Source organism: Sphingomonas sp. Leaf357 (assembly GCF_001423845.1).
Classification (GTDB): domain Bacteria; phylum Pseudomonadota; class Alphaproteobacteria; order Sphingomonadales; family Sphingomonadaceae; genus Sphingomonas.
Map to the genome: position 1 here is coordinate 2,193,840 of NZ_LMPM01000001.1, position 13,695 is coordinate 2,207,534.

General features: G+C 63.4%; 16 protein-coding genes. 15 read left to right on the forward strand and 1 reads right to left on the reverse strand.

The features are described from left to right. Window positions 1–58: 58 nt before the first annotated feature. Complete coding sequence (locus ASG11_RS10315) at window positions 59–652, reverse strand: DUF882 domain-containing protein (protein WP_055778635.1); 594 nt, start codon at window positions 650–652, stop codon at window positions 59–61. Between the two features lie 113 nt (window positions 653–765). Between ASG11_RS10315 and ASG11_RS10320 the strand changes: the two genes are divergently transcribed. The 15 genes from ASG11_RS10320 to nuoI all read left to right on the forward strand — a co-directional run bounded on the left by ASG11_RS10320 (window position 766) and on the right by nuoI (window position 13,664). Beyond that, complete coding sequence (locus ASG11_RS10320; protein ID WP_236697455.1) at window positions 766–1,695, forward strand: L,D-transpeptidase family protein; 930 nt, start codon at window positions 766–768, stop codon at window positions 1,693–1,695. Window positions 1,696–1,768: 73 nt separating this feature from the next. Next, on the forward strand, window positions 1,769–2,311 hold the full coding sequence (locus ASG11_RS10325) for a M23 family metallopeptidase (protein ID WP_236697456.1): 543 nt from the start codon (window positions 1,769–1,771) through the stop codon (window positions 2,309–2,311). 38 nt (window positions 2,312–2,349) lie between these two features. Then, entirely contained in the window at window positions 2,350–2,913 is a 564-nt protein-coding gene (gene efp / locus ASG11_RS10330) for an elongation factor P (protein ID WP_055778640.1), read from the forward strand. 162 nt (window positions 2,914–3,075) lie between these two features. Further along, on the forward strand, window positions 3,076–3,888 hold the full coding sequence (locus ASG11_RS10335; protein ID WP_055778643.1) for an inositol monophosphatase family protein: 813 nt from the start codon (window positions 3,076–3,078) through the stop codon (window positions 3,886–3,888). 197 nt (window positions 3,889–4,085) lie between these two features. Continuing rightward, the gene (ndhC, locus tag ASG11_RS10340) at window positions 4,086–4,460 is read left to right on the forward strand and encodes an NADH-quinone oxidoreductase subunit A (protein WP_055778644.1); all 375 of its coding nucleotides are present in this window, start codon (window positions 4,086–4,088) and stop codon (window positions 4,458–4,460) included. Next, window positions 4,451–4,990 carry a NuoB/complex I 20 kDa subunit family protein gene (locus ASG11_RS10345; RefSeq protein WP_055778647.1) on the forward strand — a complete coding sequence of 180 codons (540 nt, stop codon included), beginning with the start codon at window positions 4,451–4,453 and terminating at the stop codon, window positions 4,988–4,990. The genes ndhC and ASG11_RS10345 overlap by 10 nt, the downstream gene beginning before the upstream one ends. Then, window positions 4,987–5,886 (forward strand): NADH-quinone oxidoreductase subunit C, encoded by a 900-nt coding sequence (locus ASG11_RS10350; RefSeq protein ID WP_055778650.1) that lies wholly within the window; start codon window positions 4,987–4,989, stop codon window positions 5,884–5,886. The genes ASG11_RS10345 and ASG11_RS10350 overlap by 4 nt, the downstream gene beginning before the upstream one ends. Next, window positions 5,886–7,121, forward strand: a complete 1,236-nt coding sequence (locus ASG11_RS10355; RefSeq protein WP_055778652.1) for an NADH-quinone oxidoreductase subunit D — start codon at window positions 5,886–5,888, stop codon at window positions 7,119–7,121. Before ASG11_RS10350 ends, ASG11_RS10355 begins: the two co-directional genes overlap by 1 nt. Then, window positions 7,118–7,366, forward strand: a complete 249-nt coding sequence (locus ASG11_RS10360; protein WP_055778655.1) for a hypothetical protein — start codon at window positions 7,118–7,120, stop codon at window positions 7,364–7,366. Before ASG11_RS10355 ends, ASG11_RS10360 begins: the two co-directional genes overlap by 4 nt. Then, window positions 7,359–8,027 (forward strand): complex I 24 kDa subunit family protein, encoded by a 669-nt coding sequence (locus tag ASG11_RS10365; protein ID WP_055778659.1) that lies wholly within the window; start codon window positions 7,359–7,361, stop codon window positions 8,025–8,027. Before ASG11_RS10360 ends, ASG11_RS10365 begins: the two co-directional genes overlap by 8 nt. After that, entirely contained in the window at window positions 8,027–9,331 is a 1,305-nt protein-coding gene (gene nuoF / locus ASG11_RS10370; protein WP_055778662.1) for an NADH-quinone oxidoreductase subunit NuoF, read from the forward strand. Before ASG11_RS10365 ends, nuoF begins: the two co-directional genes overlap by 1 nt. After that, window positions 9,328–10,014, forward strand: coding sequence for a hypothetical protein (locus ASG11_RS10375; RefSeq protein WP_156363730.1), 687 nt, complete (start codon window positions 9,328–9,330; stop codon window positions 10,012–10,014). The genes nuoF and ASG11_RS10375 overlap by 4 nt, the downstream gene beginning before the upstream one ends. Beyond that, a complete protein-coding gene (nuoG, locus tag ASG11_RS10380) occupies window positions 10,007–12,007 on the forward strand; it encodes an NADH-quinone oxidoreductase subunit NuoG (RefSeq protein ID WP_055778667.1) in 2,001 nt (666 codons plus the stop codon). The genes ASG11_RS10375 and nuoG overlap by 8 nt, the downstream gene beginning before the upstream one ends. Next, window positions 12,004–13,182, forward strand: a complete 1,179-nt coding sequence (nuoH, locus tag ASG11_RS10385) for an NADH-quinone oxidoreductase subunit NuoH (RefSeq protein WP_055778670.1) — start codon at window positions 12,004–12,006, stop codon at window positions 13,180–13,182. The genes nuoG and nuoH overlap by 4 nt, the downstream gene beginning before the upstream one ends. Beyond that, a complete protein-coding gene (gene nuoI, locus ASG11_RS10390; protein ID WP_055778673.1) occupies window positions 13,179–13,664 on the forward strand; it encodes an NADH-quinone oxidoreductase subunit NuoI in 486 nt (161 codons plus the stop codon). The genes nuoH and nuoI overlap by 4 nt, the downstream gene beginning before the upstream one ends. Window positions 13,665–13,695 lie beyond the last annotated feature (31 nt).

The following is a 13,695-nucleotide window of genomic DNA, read 5'->3' on the forward strand; positions in this document are numbered from 1 at the left end:
GACGACATCGTGTGGGTACTATCGATACTCCACGCCCGCCAACAATACCCTTAAAGCGTCACCAATGCCGTACGCGCCCGGTGTCCACATGGACGAAGCCGTCGCGCGGATAATAGCCGACGCCACCGCCGCCTAGCGCCATCGCCGCGCCGTGGAGCCTTTCCAGGCTGACACCCGGCACCGTGATGTCGGTGGCCTTGCCGAGCATGTGCTGGCTCTGGCTGGCGACGCCGGTATGGGCGCCGCCCCGGGCGCGCAGGGCTGCGTTGGTATGGGGCGAGCGGTAGCCGGAGATCAGGTCGATCTTGCTGCGTCCCGTCAATTCGAGTTTTTCACGAAGCTGGACCAGCAAGGCGAGCAGGCGGCGGTCCATCATGGTCGTCTCGCCGGTGCGCCAGTCGCGGAGGCCATGATTGAGTTCGGCCAGGCCATCGGGGACGAACTGGCCGCCGCGCGCAAATACGGCGTCGACGCTTTCGTTGTTGTGCACATTGCGGATCGCCAAGCGCATCTCGCCGCCCCAGGCCATCGCCTTAAACGGGAAGAGCGCGGCCATGCCACCGATAGCTGCGCCACCGATCAGCCGGCGCCTGGAAAGATCGGGCAATCGTGACGGCTGGGAAACAAGCCGCTCATCCAACGTTGTCTGCATGTCCGGATATGTAGGAGTTTGAATTCGTGAGGAAAACCGCTTTTGGCGCAGCCTGTCTGGCGATTGCCTCGCTTGGTCCGATATCTGTGAATGCCCAGGGAACCAAATCCGCCGTGGCCACGCCGGGCTTGGATCGATCGACCTTGCATGTTCAGGTGATCCTCGACCATCTCGGCTTTTCGCCGGGGGTGCTCGACGGGCGATCCGGAAAATCGCTGACTGCGGCGCTGAAGGGGTTTCAGGAGGCGCGCGGTGTGAAGATCACCGGCGAAATGGATCCCGCGACGCTGTACGCGTTGCATCAGTATCGCGACTGGCGGCCAACCCAAACGGTGACACTCACCGAGGCGATACTGGCCGGGCCTTATGTCGATCCGATGCCCAAGGATCCGCAACTTCAGGCCAAGCTGCCGGCGCTCGGGTATCGCAACGCGCTGGAGAAACTGGGCGAGATGTTCCACACCAAGCCCGAAGTGTTGGTCGAACTCAACGGGGCGGGAACGAAGCTTGCTGCCGGCACCAAGATCATCGTGCCCAACGCGGTCGCTACGACGCGGGACTACGACGCGAAGTTGCCGGCGGCTTGGCGACAGACCTTGTCCGATCTCAACGTGAGTTCCGACCAGCCGAAGGGCGCGCGGATCGTGGTCGACAAGTCCGATGAGGTGCTGCGGGTCCTCGACAAGGACGGCAAGCTGGTCGCGCAATTCATGGCGACGATGGGGAGCAGCCATGATCCGCTGCCGATCGGCAAGTGGACCGTGAAGGGCGCGTCATACAATCCGACCTTCCATTACAATCCGGACCTGTTCTGGGATGCCAAGGCGAGTGCCAAGGCGGCGAAGCTGCCGGCCGGTCCGAACGGGCCGGTGGGCGTGATCTGGCTGGACCTGTCGAAGCCGCATTACGGCATCCACGGCACGCCCGAGCCGAGCACGATCGGGCGCGCGGAAAGCCATGGCTGCATCCGGTTGACCAACTGGGATGCGGCGCGGCTGTCGCTGATGATCAAGCCGGGGACGCCGGCGATCTTCCAGAAGTGAGGTAGTTCTGGGACTGCTCCGCAAACTGGGCATCGGGCTGATCGCGGCTCTACTGGCGGCGATCGGCCTTTGGGTGGCGGCGCTGAAGTTGCTGCCTGATGCTCCGGTGCCGTTGGGCGATCCCGTTGCGCCGCCTTCGCCATCGCCGCAAGCGGTGATCTCGGCGCATGACGGGCCGCTGGCGATACCGGTTGCCGGCATTGCAAGCGGTTCGGTAAGCGATAGCTGGGGCGATCCGCGCGAGAACGGGCTGCGCGAGCATCACGGGACCGACATCATCGCCGCGGCGGGTACGCCGGTGATCGCGGCGGCACCGGGGCGGATCGAGAAATTGTGGACCAGCGCAGCCGGGGGAATAACGCTCTACGTGCGATCGCCGAAGCGCACCTGGCTATATTATTACGCGCATCTGAGCGGGTACGCGCCGGGCGTGCATGAGGGTCAGGTGGTGAAGACCGGCGATCCGCTTGGGTTCGTGGGGGATACCGGCAATGCCGGGACGGGCAATTACCATCTGCATTTCGGGCTGACCCGCACCACGCCGGAGCAGCATTGGTACGAAGGGCGGGATGTAGACCCGTTCCCATACCTTGCCGGAAAGCCCGCCGCCCGCTAAAGGCCGCGCCTCTCGCTCTTTCCAGTCACAGGTATCCCATGAAGATCAACGCGGTCGAGATTCGTCCCGGCAACATCCTCGAATACGAAGGCGGCATCTGGAAGACCGTCAAGATCCAGCATACCCAGCCGGGCAAGGGCGGGGCATACATGCAGGTCGAGATGAAGAACCTGATCGACGGCCGTAAGACCAACGTCCGCTTCCGTTCCGCCGAGAGCGTCGAGCGCGTGCGGCTCGATACCGTCGATTTCCAGTTCCTGTTCCGCGAAGGCGATACGCTGACCTTCATGGACAAGATCAACTACGAACAGGTCTCGCTGGACGCGGGCATCCTGGGGGATGCCGCCGCGTTCCTGCAGGACGGCATGGACGTGGTGATGGAGCTGTGGGACGAGCGCCCGATCTCGGTGCAGTTGCCCGATACGATCGAGGCGATGATCGTCGAGGCGGATGCGGTGGTGAAGGGGCAGACGGCGTCGTCTTCCTACAAACCGGCGATCCTCGAGAACGGCGTGCGCGTGATGGTGCCGCCGCATATCGGCGCGGGCACGCGGATCGTGGTCGATGTCTACGAGCAGACGTACGTCCGGCGGGCGGAATAGGGCCGAGCGGACGAGCCAAATAGCGATGCTATTTGTCCGATCCGCCGGCCCGGCCGGCGAGCGCAGCTCGACCGACGACACGGGCTTTGCCCGTGGCGCGCGCTTGCGGCACGGCCCCACCCCAACCCCTCCCCTGAAGGAGAGGGGCTTTAAGGATAAATTATGGTTTCCCATTCCGGCCTGATGACGATCATGGACCGCGCCGCGCGCAAGGCGGGGCCGCGGCTTCGGCGCGACTTCAACGAGGTCCAGCAATTGCAGGTCAGCCGCAAGGGGCCGGCCGATTTCGTGACGATGGCCGACCAGCGCGCCGAACAGACGCTGTTCGAGGAACTGAGCCACGCCCGCCCCGATTGGGGCTTCCTGATGGAAGAGCGCGGCGAGATCGCCGGCGACCCCAACAAGCCGCGCTTCATCGTCGATCCGCTGGATGGCACGTCGAACTTCCTGCACGGGATTCCGCACTTCGCGATCTCGATCGCGGTCGAGGAGACGCTGGCCAACGGCAAGCGCGAGATCACGGCCGGGCTGGTCTATCAACCGCTGACCGACGAGAGTTTCTGGGCGGAGAAGGGCAAGGGCGCCTGGGTCCAGTCCGAGCGACTGCGGGTATCGGCACGCCGCGACATGGCGGATGCGCTGATCGCGACCGGCATCCCGTTCCTGGGCCACGGCAATTTCGCGCAATGGAGCCGCATCTTCGGGGCGATCGCTCCGGAAGTGGCGGGCATCCGGCGCTTCGGATCGGCGGCTCTGGATTTGGCGTGGGTCGCGGCGGGGCGGTATGACGGGTTCTGGGAATCGGACCTGCAGCCATGGGACGTCGCGGCGGGCATGTTGCTGATCAAGGAAGCGGGCGGCTTCGTCACCGATTATCGCGGCGGCGATCAGATGCTGGCGCGCAAGGAAATCCTGGCGGCGAACGACGTGCTGCAATCGAAGCTGCACAAGCTGGTGGCCGGCGCACTGCGCTAGGCGAGGCGCGGCATGGCGCAGCCATGCCGTCAGTCGTTGCTGCGCAAGGCTGGCCGGGCTCGCCGCGCAACGCGGATCTGCCGTTACTGATCCGCTCGGCGAGCCATTTGCGAGTCATTCTCACGTCTCTCGCCCTTGCCCGGTTCGGACCATCGTCCTAAAGCCCGGACCATCCACTTCGCACATGCGAGAAACCCTTGGTCGACCTGTCGCAATATCTTCCGATCCTGCTTTTCCTGGGCGTTGCCATCGTCCTGTCGAGCGCGTTCGTGTTCCTGCCGATGATCGCGGCGCGCTTCACCGGCGCGCACAAGCCGACGGCGGAGAAGCTCACCGAATATGAATGCGGCTTCCCGGCGTTCGAGGACAGTCGCAGCCAGTTTGACGTGCGGTTCTACCTCGTCGCGATCCTGTTCATCATCTTCGATCTGGAGGCCGCGTTCCTCTATCCATGGGCGGTGAGCGTGTTCAAGCTGGGCTGGCTCGCCTGGGGTTCGATGATGGTGTTCATCGCCGAACTGGCGCTCGGCCTGATCTATGCCTGGAAGAAGGGAGCGCTGGAATGGGAGTAGAGCTTACGCCAGCACCGGCGGCCGGCACCTTGCCCGACGTCGCGTTCCTGAACGACATCAACAGCGAGTTGGGCGACAAGGGCTTCCTGGTCACCTCGACCGAGGAGCTGTTCCAGTGGGCGCGCACGGGTTCGCTGTGGTGGATGACCTTCGGCCTGGCGTGCTGCGCGGTCGAGATGATCCATGTGAACATGCCGCGTTACGACCTCGAGCGCTTCGGCGCCGCGCCGCGCGCCTCGCCGCGCCAGTCGGACGTGATGATCGTGGCGGGTACGTTGTGCAACAAGATGGCCCCGGCGCTGCGCAAGGTCTACGACCAGATGTCGGAGCCCAAATACGTCATCTCGATGGGGTCGTGCGCCAATGGCGGCGGCTATTATCATTACAGCTACAGCGTCGTGCGCGGGTGCGACCGGATCGTGCCGGTCGACATCTATGTGCCGGGCTGCCCGCCGACCGCCGAGGCCTTGCTGTACGGCATCATGCAGCTGCAACGTAAGATCCGCCGCGTCGGGACGATCGAACGGTGAGGTCGCCCGCACCCGCTTATACCTCCAACGACGGCGTGATCGACGTCGCCGAGAAGGCTCTCGGCGGCAAGGTGTTGTCGTCGCTCGAAGCCGTGAACGAGGTTTCGTTCACCGTCGATCGCGCGAGCCTGGTCGAGACGATGATCCTGCTGCGCGATACGCCGGGGCTCGAATACCAGCAGCTGATGGAGATCGCCGGCGTCGATTATCCGGAGCGGGCGGACCGGTTCGAAGTCGTCTATTGCCTGTTGTCGCTGACGCGCAACCACCGCATCCGCGTGCACGTGCAGACCGACGAGGAGAAACCGGTGCCGTCGGTGACCGGCATCTGGCCGGTCGCGGGCTGGCTGGAGCGCGAGGTGTACGACATGTACGGGGTGCTGTTCTCGGGCAATCCGGACCTGCGCCGCATCCTGACCGACTACGGGTTCCGTGGACATCCGCAACGCAAGGATTTCCCGCTCTCGGGCTTCGTCGAGCTGCGCTATTCGGAAGAGGCGAAGCGCGTGGTGTACGAGCCGGTGAAGCTGGCGCAGGATTTCCGCACGTTCGATTTCACCTCCCCGTGGGAGGGCGCGGAATATGTGCTGCCGGGTGACGAGAAGGCGAAACTGCCCGAGGCCAAGGGTGCGCCGACGCCGCTGAAGGCCGACGAGATCGTCAAGGCCGATGCCGCCAAGAGCGAGGCCAAGGCACCTCCGCCGGAAGTGAAGACGACCGAGGCGCCGGCGCAGACGGGCGCGGGCAAGGCTTCCCCGGAGGCGGAACCCAAGCCGGCCGATCCGGATGTCGTGCCCAAGCGCAAGACGACGCGTGCAGCCCAGAAGCCCGATGCGACCGACGAAACCCCGGCCGCAAAGCCGCGCGCGCCGCGCAAGCCGAAGGCTGAGAAGTAATGGCTGACCATCTCGAAGCGGTCGAACACCGCATGGATGCCGCGGACCCGACGCCGGGCGATGTGGAAATCCAGAACTATACGATCAATTTCGGACCCCAGCATCCCGCCGCGCATGGCGTGTTGCGGCTGGTCATGGAGCTGGACGGCGAGATCGTCGAGCGCGTCGATCCGCATGTCGGACTGCTGCACCGCGGGACCGAGAAGCTGATCGAGCATAAGACCTACATCCAGGCGTTGCCGTATTTCGACCGGCTCGATTATTGTTCGCCCTTGTGCATGGAGCACAGCTTCGTACTGGCGATCGAAAAGTTGCTCGACCTGGAAGTGCCGATCCGCGCGCAATATCTGCGCGTGTTCTTCGCCGAGCTGACGCGCATCTCGAACCACATGCTGAACCTCGGATCGCACGTCATGGACGTCGGCGCGATGACGCCGAACCTGTGGCTGTTCGAGATCCGCGAAGACTGCATGAACTTCTTCGAGCGCGTGTCCGGCGCACGCATGCATTCCGCCTATTTCCGGCCGGGCGGCGTGCATCAGGATACGCCACTGAAACTGCTGACCGATATCGCCGACTGGCTCGACACGCGCCTGCCGCGCCTGTTCGAGGATGCGATCTCGCTGGTCGCGGACAACCGCATCTTCAAGCAGCGCAATGTGGATATCGCCACGGTCAGCCGTGACGACGCGGTGAAATGGGGCTTCTCCGGCCCGATGATCCGGGGATCGGGCATTCCGTGGGACCTGCGCAAGTCGCAGCCTTACGATGTCTACGCGAAGATGGACTTCGACGTGCCGGTGGGGACGCGTGGCGATTGCTACGACCGCTTCATGGTGCGTGTCGAGGAGGTCCGCCAGTCGGCCCGGATCATGAAGCAGTGCCTGAACGAGATGCCGGATGGGCCGATCGCGAGCCTCGATCGCAAGGTCGTGCCGCCGAAGCGTGGCGAGATGAAGCGGTCGATGGAAGCGCTGATCCACCACTTCAAGCTCTACACCGAAGGCTTCCATGTGCCGGCTGGTGACGTATACGTCGCGACCGAAAGCCCCAAAGGCGAGTTCGGCGTGTATCTGGTAGCCGATGGCAGCAACAAGCCGTACCGCTGCAAGATCCGCCCGACCGCGTTCAGCCATCTGCAGGCGATGGACTTCATGGCCAAGGGGCACATGCTGGCGGACACCACGGCTATTCTGGGCGCGATGGATATCGTGTTCGGGGAGTGCGACCGGTGAGCGACGGTTCCGCACATGAGATGGGTCGTCTGGTTGGGGCAATCTTGGGGCTCGTGATGATGGTCGCCTTCCCGATCATCATTGGATATTTCGTCGGAGATCGTCTGGCGAAGAAGCGTGGTTTGGTCGGCACCGTGAAATGGCCGATCAGGGTTGGTTTCGGAATTTCCCTGATTCTCCTGCTGTCCTATTGCGCGGGCAAGAATAACGCTGCCCGGGCTGGCGAGATTATTGTAAATGGCTGAAGCATCCCAAATCCCCGACGAGGCCGAGACCCGCGCGCGCTGGGGCGCGTTTGCGTGGACCGAGGAAAACCAGAAGAAGGCGAACGAGATCCTCGGTCGCTATCCCAAGGGCCGCGAGCAATCGGCGTCGATCCCGTTCCTCGATCTCGCGCAGCGGCAGGTCGGTGCGGAAACGCAGACGCAGGGCTGGTTGCCGGTGCCGGTGATCGAGTTCGTCGCGCGCCAGATCGGTGTGCCGTACATGCGCGTATACGAGGTCGTGACCTTCTACACGATGTTCAATCTGGCACCGGTCGGCCGCTATCACGTGCAGGTGTGCGGCACGACGCCGTGCATGCTGGCCGGATCGGATGACGTGCTGGCGGCGTGCAAGAACAAGGGTCTGATCAAGGGTCGGACCACTCCTGACGGCCTGTTCACGCTCACCGAGGTCGAATGCCTCGGCACCTGCGCCAATGCGCCGATGGTGCAGATCAACGACGATAATTACGAAGACCTGGATTACGATCGCACCACTGCAGTGTTGGAAGCGCTGGCCAATGGTCAGACGCCGAAGCCCGGCTCCACGACGGGCCGCAAATCCAGCGAGCCCGCCGGCGGCGTGACGTCGCTTGCCGCGATGGTGGACGAGAACCACGATTATCGGGGGGAGTGGGCATAATGCTCGCCGACAAGGACCGCATCTTCACCAACGTATACGGGTTCCAGCCGTGGAACCTGAAGGCGGCGATGGCGCGGGGCGATTGGGACAAGACCGCCGATCTTATGAAGATCGGGCAGGATGGGCTGATCGACAAGGTCAAGGCGTCGGGCCTGCGCGGGCGCGGCGGGGCGGGGTTCCCGACCGGCATGAAGTGGAGCTTCATGCCCAAGGAACCGAAGCCCGACCGGCCGAACTTTCTGGTGATCAACGCCGACGAGTCCGAACCGGGTTCGTGCAAGGATCGCGAGATCATCCGTCACGATCCGCACAAGCTGATCGAGGGCGCGCTGATCGCTGGCTTCGCGATGCGGGCGCGGGCGGCGTACATCTATATCCGCGGCGAATATATCCGCGAGGCTGAGACGTTGTTCGCGGCCGTGGCGGAGGCGTATGCCGCCGGCCTGATCGGCAAGAATGCCTGCAAGTCGGGCTATGATTTCGACGTCTTCGTGCACCGGGGTGCCGGCGCGTACATCTGCGGCGAAGAGACCGCGATGCTCGAAAGCCTGGAGGGCAAGAAGGGCCAGCCGCGCCTGAAGCCGCCGTTCCCGGCCGGCGCGGGCCTGTATGGCTGCCCGACGACGGTGAATAATGTCGAGTCGATCGCGGTGGTGCCGACGATCCTGCGCCGGTCGCCGGAATGGTTCGCCAGCTTCGGGCGCGAGAAGAACGAGGGCACCAAGCTGTTCCAGATCAGCGGCCATGTGAACACGCCGTGCGTCGTGGAAGAGGCGATGAGCATCACCTTCCGCGAACTGATCGAGACGCATTGCGGCGGCATTCGCGGCGGGTGGGACAATCTGCTCGCGGTGATTCCGGGCGGATCCTCCGTGCCGCTGGTTCCGGCGGCCGAGATCATGGACGTGCCGATGGATTTCGACGGGCTGAAGGCGGTTGGTTCCGGCCTCGGCACGGCGGCGGTGATCGTGATGGATAAATCGACCGACATCGTCCGCGCGATCAGCCGCATCTCGTATTTCTACAAGCATGAGAGCTGCGGCCAGTGCACGCCGTGCCGCGAAGGCACCGGCTGGATGTGGCGCGTGATGGAGCGCATGCGCACCGGCGACGCGGACATCTCCGAGATCGATATGTTGCAGCAGGTCACCAAGCAGGTCGAAGGCCATTCGATCTGCGCGCTGGGCGATGCCGCGGCATGGCCGATCCAGGGCCTGATCAAGCATTTCCGCCCCGAGATGGAGCGGCGGATCATCGCCAAGAACGGCGGCGGTGACTCGGCGATGCTGGAGGCGGCGGAGTGAGCCTTCACGTTTCGCTCTTAGTTGGAATTTTAGGCGTTGCCGCAGTGGGTGCGCTTCCTGCGCACGCGCAAAAGACGGGGACGCGCATTGATCATAATGCTGGTGCGGTCGGTTCGGTCAGCCGCCTTGATGCTGAGACTGCGGCTGTTGCGGCTAATGCTTTCGCTCAGTGTTTGGCACGACGTGAAGGTAAGAGCATGAGGAACGCGCTTGCGTTCCCATTCGTGTCGCCCGAGCAGAGCAAGGCAATCGCAAGATTGCGTACCCAGTTCGAAGAGTGCCTGGGTAATGCCAGCGAGTTTGATCAATTGGTCCTCGGCCAGGTGTTGCAGGCGGGGGGCGCTGCCGAATGGTTCGTTCGGACCGAATTCAAGAACGTCGATCTGAGTTCGTTAAAGGGAATGTCGGACGAGGCCCTCGAGAAAACTTCCTTTCGGCCACGAACTGCATTGGAAGATCTGGGGCTTTGTATTGTTCGTCGCGATCCGGATCGTGCTCGTGGTTTTGTAGAAAGCAAGATGGGTACTTCGGAAGCAAAGGTAGCCTTCAAAGCGATCACGCCGGATTTAGGACCATGCGTGACTGGCGGAACTGAAATGAAGTTGAATTCGATAAATTTGCGAGCGGTCGTCTCGTACGCGCTGTTCCGCGCATCTTCTATGCTGGGAGCGACTGGTGCCTAAGCTCAAAGTCGACGGCGTCGAGATCGAAGTTCCTGCGGGTGCCACGGTGCTGCAGGCGTGCGAGCTTGCCGGCAAGGAAATCCCGCGTTTCTGCTATCACGAGCGTCTCAGCATCGCGGGCAATTGCCGCATGTGTCTGGTCGAGGTGAAGCCGGGGCCGCCCAAGCCGCAGGCGTCGTGCGCGCTGCCGGCGGCGGACAATCAGGAGATCTTCACCAACACGCCGATGGTGAAGAATGCCCGTGAGGGCATCATGGAATTCCTGCTGATCAACCATCCGCTCGATTGCCCGATCTGCGATCAGGGCGGCGAGTGCGATCTGCAGGACCAGTCGGTCGCTTACGGTCGGGGCCAGTCGCGTTACGGCGAGAACAAGCGCGCGGTGACCGAGAAATATATGGGGCCGATCGTCAAGACGGTGATGACGCGGTGCATCCAGTGCACGCGCTGCATCCGCTTTGCCGAGGAAGTGTCCGGCGTTGAGGAGATCGGCGCGATCTATCGCGGCGAGGACATGCAGATCACGTCCTATCTCGAGAATGCCGTGAAGAGCGAGCTTTCGGGCAACGTGGTCGATCTGTGCCCGGTGGGCGCGCTGACCAGCAAGCCGTACGCGTTCGAGGCGCGGCCGTGGGAACTCAAGAAGACGCTGACCATCGACGTGATGGACGCGGTGGGGACGAACATCCGGCTCGACAGCCGTGGTCGTCAGGTGCTGCGCGCGCTTCCGGTGATCAACGAGGACGTCAACGAGGAATGGGCGTCGGACAAGACGCGGCACGCGGTGGACGGTCTGGTGCGCGGGCGGCTCGACACGCCCTATGTGCGGGTGAACGGCAAGCTGGCGACGGCGACGTGGGACGAGGCGTTCGCGGCGATCAAGGCGGTAGACGCGGGCGACAGCGTCGCGGCGATCCATGGCGATCTGCTCGATTGCGAAACGATGTATGCGGCCAAGGCGCTGCTCGCATCGATGGGATCCACGCTGCTCGAAGGCCGCCAGACGGGCATGGCCTATGAAACGTCGTCGATGGCGGCGGTGAATTTCAACACCACGATCGCGGGCGCGGAAGACGCGGACGTGATCCTGCTGGTCGGGACCAACGTGCGCTGGGAAGCGCCGCTGGTGAACACGCGAATCCGCAAGGCGATCAAGAAGGGCGCGAAAGTCTTTGCGATCGGGCCGGAAACCGAACTGACCTACAAGGTCGAATGGCTCGGCAACGATCTGTCGCTGCTCGGCAAGCTGCCCGATGCGGTGACGGAGGCGTTCAAGGATGCGGCCAAGCCGATGATGATCGTCGGTGGTGCGGCGCTCAAGGGCGGTCATGGCGCGGCCTTGGCGCTGGCAAGCACGCTGAATCTGGTGCGGGACGGCTGGAACGGCTTCAACGTGCTCCACTTCTCGGCCGCACGGAACGGCGGGCTGATGCTCGGCTGGGCACAGAAAGGCGGGATCGCGGATATCGTCGCGGCCAAGCCGAAGCTGACATTCTTCCTGGGCGCCGACGAGGTGGATTTCAGCGCCTTCGCCGACAGCTTCAAGGTCTATGTCGGCCATCACGGCGACAAGGGCGCGGCGCATGCCGACGTGATCCTGCCGGGCGCGAGCTACGCCGAGAAGTCCGGCACGTGGGTCAATCTCGAAGGGCGCGTGCAGCGTGGCGAGCGGGCGGTGTTCCCGCCGGGCGATGCGCGTGAAGACTGGACGATCCTGCGCGCGCTGTCGGCGGTGCTGGGCAAGACGCTGCCGTTCGATACGCTCGACGAACTGCGGGCGGCGATGAGCGGCGATACGCCCGATCTCGCGACCCTGGGCCTCAAGACCTTCGCATGGAACCCGCCGGCGCTCGACGCCGCCGGATCGGGCGAGGTCGCATATCCGATCAAGGATTTCTACCTGACCAATGCGATCTGCCGCGCAAGCCCGACGATGCAGCGCTGCTCGGCCGAACTGGTCCATGGCCAGGACTATGCGGAGGCAGCGGAATGACCGCGTTCTTCCAATCCTTCGGCATGGATTATGGCTGGGCGTGGTTCCTCTCCACGATCATCGGCATCCTCGTGATCGCGTTGCCGCTGATGCTGGCGGTGGCGATGATCATCTATGCCGATCGCAAGATCTGGGCGGCGATGGCACTCCGGCGCGGGCCGAACGTGGTCGGACCATTCGGCCTGCTGCAATCGTTCGCCGATGGCCTGAAGGTGTTCCTGCAGGAAACGATCGTGCCGACGGCGGCGAACAAAGTGCTGTTCCTGCTCGCGCCGATCATCACCTTCACGGTCGCGTTGATCGTATGGGCGGTCGTGCCGTTCCAGGTCGGCGTGGTGCTGGCCAACATCAATGTCGGCCTGCTCTACGTGCTCGCGGCCTCCTCGCTCGGCGTGTACGGGATCATCCTGGCGGGCTGGTCGTCCAACTCGAAATACCCGTTCTTCTCGGCGATCCGTGCCGCGGCGCAGATGGTGTCCTACGAAGTCGCGATCGGTTTCGTGCTGATCTCTATCGTTTTGTGGACCGGCAGCTTCAACCTGACGGCGATCGTCGAGGGGCAGAAGGGGCTGTATGGCTTCGTCAACGGCTATGTGTTCAATCCGCTGCTGTTTCCGATGGCGATCGTGTTCTTCATCTCGTCTTTGGCCGAGACCCAGCGTGCGCCGTTCGATCTGACCGAGGCGGAGAGCGAACTCGTCGCCGGATACCAGACCGAATATTCGTCGATGTCGTTCGCGCTCTACTGGCTTGGCGAATATGCCAACGTCATCCTGATGTGCACGCTCAACGCGACCCTGTTCTGGGGCGGGTATCTGCCGCCGTTCGACTGGGCGCCGCTCTATCTGGTGCCGGGGATCATCTGGCTGTTCGCCAAGATCCTGTTCTTCTTCTTCGCGTTCAGCTGGGTGAAGGCGACGGTGCCGCGCTATCGTTACGATCAGTTGATGCGTCTGGGCTGGAAGGTGTTCCTGCCGCTGTCGCTGTTCTGGGTATTCCTGGTTTCCGGCTTCCTGATGCTGACCCGCGTCGGCACCGAGTGCAGCCCGGCGGAGCGCGTGTACCTGAAGCAATATGCGACGCCGAGCGGCTTCTACGATGCCCAGCGTCCGCAATACCCGACCGACGGCGTGTGCCGTGACAAGGTCGTCACCAAATCGGAGGCCAGCTCGTGAGCATCGGTCAGTACGTCAAGGCATTCACATTGTGGGAGTTCGTCAAGGCACATGCCCTGACGTTGAGATACTTCTTCAAGGCGAAGGCGACGATCAACTATCCGTTCGAGAAGAACCCGATCAGTCCGCGCTTCCGGGGCGAACATGTGTTGCGCCGGTATCCCAACGGCGAGGAGCGTTGCATCGCGTGCAAGCTGTGCGAGGCGGTGTGCCCGGCGCAGGCGATCACGATCGAGGCCGAGCCGCGTGATGACGGTTCGCGCCGCACGACACGCTACGATATCGACATGACCAAGTGCATCTTCTGCGGCCTGTGCCAGGAAGCCTGCCCGGTCGATGCCGTGGTCGAGGGTCCGAACTTCGAATATGCGACGGAAACGCGCGAGGAACTGATCTACGACAAGGCGAAACTGCTCGCCAATGGCGACCGGTGGGAGCGCGCGATCGCGGCGAACCTTGCCGCCGACGCACCGTACCGTTAAGCGCGCGACAATTCCGAGGGGCACACAGATT